The organism is Cyanobium sp. LEGE 06143 (genome assembly GCF_015207535.1).
Taxonomy (GTDB): Bacteria; Cyanobacteriota; Cyanobacteriia; order PCC-6307; family Cyanobiaceae; genus NIES-981.
This window is the reverse complement of sequence record NZ_JADEWP010000188.1, coordinates 1-4,678: the sequence shown is the minus strand read 5'-3', so window position 1 is coordinate 4,678 and position 4,678 is coordinate 1. Positions and strand designations below refer to the sequence as shown.

General features: G+C 68.6%; 7 protein-coding genes. 6 read left to right on the top strand and 1 reads right to left on the bottom strand.

Annotated elements, in window-relative coordinates; translation table 11 throughout:
• The coding region (locus IQ216_RS11760; RefSeq protein WP_255510612.1) for a SulP family inorganic anion transporter at window positions 1–239 on the bottom strand (239 nt) is incomplete at its 3' end.
• A 94-nt stretch (window positions 240–333) separates the two neighbouring features.
• Between IQ216_RS11760 and cysK the strand changes: the two genes are divergently transcribed.
• The 6 genes from cysK to IQ216_RS11735 form a co-directional block, all read left to right on the top strand.
• Window positions 334–1,311 (top strand): cysteine synthase A, encoded by a 978-nt coding sequence (cysK, locus tag IQ216_RS11755; RefSeq protein WP_193815601.1) that lies wholly within the window; start codon window positions 334–336, stop codon window positions 1,309–1,311.
• Window positions 1,312–1,421: 110 nt separating this feature from the next.
• Window positions 1,422–2,144, top strand: a complete 723-nt coding sequence (locus IQ216_RS11750) for a response regulator (protein WP_193815600.1) — start codon at window positions 1,422–1,424, stop codon at window positions 2,142–2,144.
• Window positions 2,137–3,498, top strand: coding sequence for an ATP-binding protein (locus IQ216_RS11745; RefSeq protein WP_370566732.1), 1,362 nt, complete (start codon window positions 2,137–2,139; stop codon window positions 3,496–3,498). Before IQ216_RS11750 ends, IQ216_RS11745 begins: the two co-directional genes overlap by 8 nt.
• Window positions 3,499–3,501: 3 nt before the next feature.
• Window positions 3,502–3,861 (top strand): hypothetical protein, encoded by a 360-nt coding sequence (locus IQ216_RS11740; RefSeq protein WP_193815598.1) that lies wholly within the window; start codon window positions 3,502–3,504, stop codon window positions 3,859–3,861.
• 9 nt (window positions 3,862–3,870) lie between these two features.
• Window positions 3,871–4,233 carry a hypothetical protein gene (locus IQ216_RS14775; protein WP_370566734.1) on the top strand — a complete coding sequence of 121 codons (363 nt, stop codon included), beginning with the start codon at window positions 3,871–3,873 and terminating at the stop codon, window positions 4,231–4,233.
• A partial coding sequence (locus IQ216_RS11735) for an ABC transporter substrate-binding protein (RefSeq protein WP_370566733.1) occupies window positions 4,118–4,678 on the top strand: 561 nt, incomplete at its 3' end. The genes IQ216_RS14775 and IQ216_RS11735, both read left to right, overlap by 116 nt.

Below are 4,678 nucleotides of genomic sequence, written 5' to 3'. Positions count from 1 at the left end.
GGCTCGGAGATCAGGGTGGGGGTGCCGCCGAACAGGGCGGCGAACAGGCCCACCAGCACCGCCCCCCAGAGGCCGGCCGCGGCCCCGGCACCGGAGGCCACCCCGAAGGCCAGGGCCATCGGCAGGGCGATCACCGCCGCGGTGACCCCCCCGAACAGATCSCCCTTGATGKTGTYGRSGCTGAAGTGGTTCAGCAGCYGCAGGGAGGGGTGCCCCGATGGCGTCGTGGCGGTGGCCATGGCACGAGACCCCGGCTCAACAGCGAGCGTGAAGGGGCCTTGAACCCTAGGCAGGGGGGTTCCCTAGGCTGAGCTTCAGGTACGGCGTTCAGCAATGGCGATCTACGCCGACAACAGCTTCACGATCGGCAAGACCCCCCTGGTGCGGCTGAACCGGATCACTGAGGGCTGTGGCGCCACCGTGCTGGCCAAGATCGAAGGGCGTAATCCCGCCTACTCGGTGAAGTGCCGGATCGGCGCCGCCATGATCTGGCAGGCCGAACGGGATGGGCTGCTGGGCCCCGGCAAGGAACTGATCGAGCCCACCAGCGGCAACACCGGCATCGCCCTGGCCTTCGTGGCGGCCTCGCGCGGCATCCCGCTCACCCTCACCATGCCGGAGACGATGAGCCTGGAGCGCCGCAAGCTGCTCACGGCCTACGGCGCCCGGCTGCTGCTCACCGAGGGGCGCCAGGGGATGCCCGGTGCCATCAACGTTGCCCGCGAACTGGCCGAGTCGGAGCCCGACCGCTACGTGCTGCTGCAGCAGTTCGCCAATCCCGCCAACCCCCGCATCCACCACGACACCACAGGCCCGGAGATCTGGGACGACAGCGACGGGCAGATCGATGTGCTGGTGGCCGGGGTCGGCACGGGGGGCACGATCACGGGCGTCAGCCGCTACATCAAGACCACACTGGGCCAGCCGCTTGAATCGGTGGCGGTGGAGCCGCTCACCAGCCCGGTGATCAGCCAGACCAGGGCAGGGGATGAGATCAGCCCGGGGCCCCACAAGATCCAGGGGATCGGCGCGGGCTTCGTTCCAGGCAACCTCGACCTCAGCCTGGTGGACCGGGTGGAGACCGTGTCTGACGCCGAGGCGGTGGCCATGGCCCGGCGGCTGATGCGGGAGGAAGGCATCCTGGCGGGCATCTCCTGCGGTGCCGCCACCTGCGCGGCGCTGCGCCTGGCCGCCGATCCCGCCTATGCCGGCAAGACGATCGTGGTGGTGCTGCCCGACTCCGGCGAGCGCTACCTCAGCTCGATGCTGTTCGAGGGGGTGTTCAACGAACGGGGTCTGGCCCTGGTGTGAGGCCGTGGCCGGCTTGGGGACAGCACCGCCGCAGGGACAGTGGCTCGACCGACCGGGCCAGGATCGGTTCAGGATGATCGCCTCCTGAGCCACCCCGGCTGCCCGGCGCCATGGCCCGTTCCCACCGCATCTGGGTTGTCGACGATGACGCCGAGCTACGTCAGATGCTGCAGCGCTATCTCGGTGAACAGGGCTACGAGGTGCGCTGCCTGGCCAATGGTCAGCAGCTCACGGCCCGGCTGGAGAGTCAGCGGCCAGACCTGCTGGTGCTCGATCTGATGCTCCCCGGAGACGACGGCCTGCTGGTGCTGCGGCGGCTGCGCGACGGCGGCGATGACCTGCCGGTGCTGATGCTCACCGCCAGGGGCGATGCGGTGGACCGGATCATCGGGCTGGAGCAGGGCGCCGATGACTACCTGGCCAAACCCTTCCTGCCCCGCGAGCTCACGGCCCGCATCGAGGCGGTGCTGCGCCGGCGTCAGCAGGGTCCGCCGGGCACGCCGCGGCCTGACGCCAACCCGATCGGCTTCGGGGCCTGGCAGCTGGATCCCAGCACGCGGCGGCTGGAGCGCGACGGCGAGCCGGTGACGATCACCAGCGGCGAATTCAGCCTGCTGCTGGCCCTGGCCCAGCACCCCCACAGGCCCCTGTCGCGGGAGCGACTGATTGAACTCTCGCGGGGACCCACCAGCGAGACCGACGCCCGCAGCATGGATGTGCAGGTGTCGCGGTTACGGCGGCTGGTGGAGGCGGACCCCTCCCAACCCCGCCACATCCAGACGGTGTGGGGCTATGGCTACGTCTTCGTTCCCGATGGCCAGCCGCGTGCCTAGCCGCTCTGCGGCGGGATCCCGCCGATGGCTGAGGGTGCTGGCCTACGGGGCGGGCGGCCTGGGGCTCTGGCTGCTGAGCCTGCTGCTGGTTCAGACCCTGCTCAGCCGCCGGCTGGCCCGCAGCCAGATGGTGCAGCTGGGCTCGGAGGTGGCCTTCAGCCTGCGCCTGGGGGAGCTGGCCCTGGAGAGCTACCCGATGGAGTCTGTGGCGGAACTCAGCGGCCTGGAGCTGGCGGAGGACCATCCGCCGGCAGGGGACAGGGGCGGAGCGGAAGCCGAGGCTCTCCACGCCGAGCTCTGCAGCCAGCTGGGCTTCTGCCGGGAGGTGGTGGCCGCTGGAGGCAGCCTCTGGGTCGAAGTGGTGTCGCCCTTCGAGTCGATCTGGCTGGCGGTGGCCATTCCCGACCCGCGGCGCTGGCCCCCCGACCCCCTCTCGCTGATCCTGTCGCTGGGGGCCGCGGGCCTGGCACTCTCCACCCTGGTGCTGAGCCTGGAGGTTCAGCGCCCCCTGCGCCAGCTGGAGAACTCCCTGCAGCAGCTGGGCACCAGCCAGGACCCCGAACCGCTGCCGGAGCGCGGCACCAGGGGCGTGCGCCAGATCACCCGCCGCTTCAACGGCCTGCTTGAGCGCCTGCGGCTGGACAGGCAGGAACGGGCCACGATGCTGGCCGGCATCGGCCACGACCTCAACAGCCCGATCACCAGGCTGCGCCTGCGCCTGCACCTGGCCGAGGGCCAGCCGATGTCCACCGCCGAGAGCACCAAGGCCCAGGGCGACCTCGATGCCCTCGAACGGATCACCAGCCAGTTCATCGCCTTCGCCCGGGGAGACGCAGAAGAGCAGCCGGTGCGGGTGGACCTGGCGGCCCTGCTGGCCGAAGTCGCCGGCCAGAGCGGMCTGAGCAACCTGAGCCTGGACCTGAAGCCTCTGCAGGCCTGGGTGCGGCCCATCGCCCTCACCCGGGCGGTGGGGAACCTGCTCAGCAACGCCGCCCACCACGGCCACCCCCCCTACCAGCTGAGCCTGCAGCCTTGGGACGCTGGGGGCTTTGCGATCGCCGTGAGTGACGCCGGCGAGGGGATTCCCGAGGCGCTCTGGCACCAGGCGCTGCAGCCCTTTCGACGGCTCGATGAGGCCAGGGGCGGCGACGGCCACTGTGGCCTCGGCCTGGCCATCGCCCAGCGCGTCGCCCTGGAGCATGGCGGCGAACTCTTCCACCACCGCCGCGGCCAGGGGGGCTTCACCCTGGGGTTGCGGGGGCGGTCTCTGTCAGATCTGGTCACATCTTCGCGCTCTCCAGACCGATCTCATTCAGACCAGCAGGACAGGATGAATGGCGTTGAACATCCCTGAGCCATGACCATTTCCTCCATCTGCCTGTCCCGTCGCCTCGTGCGCACCGGCCTGGCCACCGCCGCCGGTCTCAGCCTCGCCTTGRGCCTGCGCCTCTTCCCGCCGGCCAACGGCCGCGTCGTAACAGCCGACCCGCTCGGCAGGGTCTTCGATCACGCGGCAGGCGAGGACAGCATCAAGGCTCGCTTCCTGGGCGAGGGCGGGCCCGCCAAGGCCTGCGGCAAACAGTGTCGTGACAGCAAGACTACGCAGCATGGATCAGCTCCCGTTCACTTATCTGCGGGCAAGTCTTTGCTTTTGTTTGCCCGTCTGGCACCAGTTCTGGCAAATTCGGAACGATACAGGAAGATCAAGGAGGCATAACCGATGAAAATGAGATCCCTGCTGGCCGGCGCGGCCAGTGCGATGCTGGCGCTGACGCTGGCTGCCTGCGGTGGTGGTGGCGGCGCTGGCGAAGGCGATGTGCCGACGCTGCGGCGCGGCATCTCGGCCAAGGTCGACACGCTGGACCCGCACAAATCCTCGGCTGCCTGGGAAAACATTGTCATCGGCGACATGATGATCGGCCTGACGACCGATGATGCTAACGGCCGAGGATTTCGTTTACGCCTTCCGCCGCATCCAGGACCCGACGGTTGCCTCGCAATACGCCTCGATGCTGTGGCTGGTGAAGAATGCCGAGAAGGTGAACAATGGCGAGCTGCCGCCCGAGGAAATGGGCGTGCGCGCGATTGACGAGAAAACCTTCGAGATCACGCTGGAATATCCCGCGCCCTACCTGCCGGGCCTCTTGTCGCACTACACGACCTTCCCGGTGCCGCGTCAGGCGGTGGAGACCTTCGGCGACGCCTGGATCCAGCCGGAAAACATCGTCGTCAACGGCCCTTACAAGCTGGTCTACTGGCGCACCGGCGACCAGTTGGTGGCGGAGAAGAACCCCTCGGGCTTTGGCGCGGCCGAGGCCTGCTTTGACCGGGTTGTCTATTTCGAGATCGAGAACGAAGCGGCCTATGAGAACAAGATCTCGGCAGGCGAACTCGACATCAACAACCAGTTCTCCGGCCCCCGCCAGACCGAGATCGAAGCCAAGTTCCCCGGCTGGATCCGCACCGGCCCGGGCCTTCTCACCACCTATTGGAGCTTCAACCAGCAGCGCGCCCCCTTCAATGACTGTCTCTTA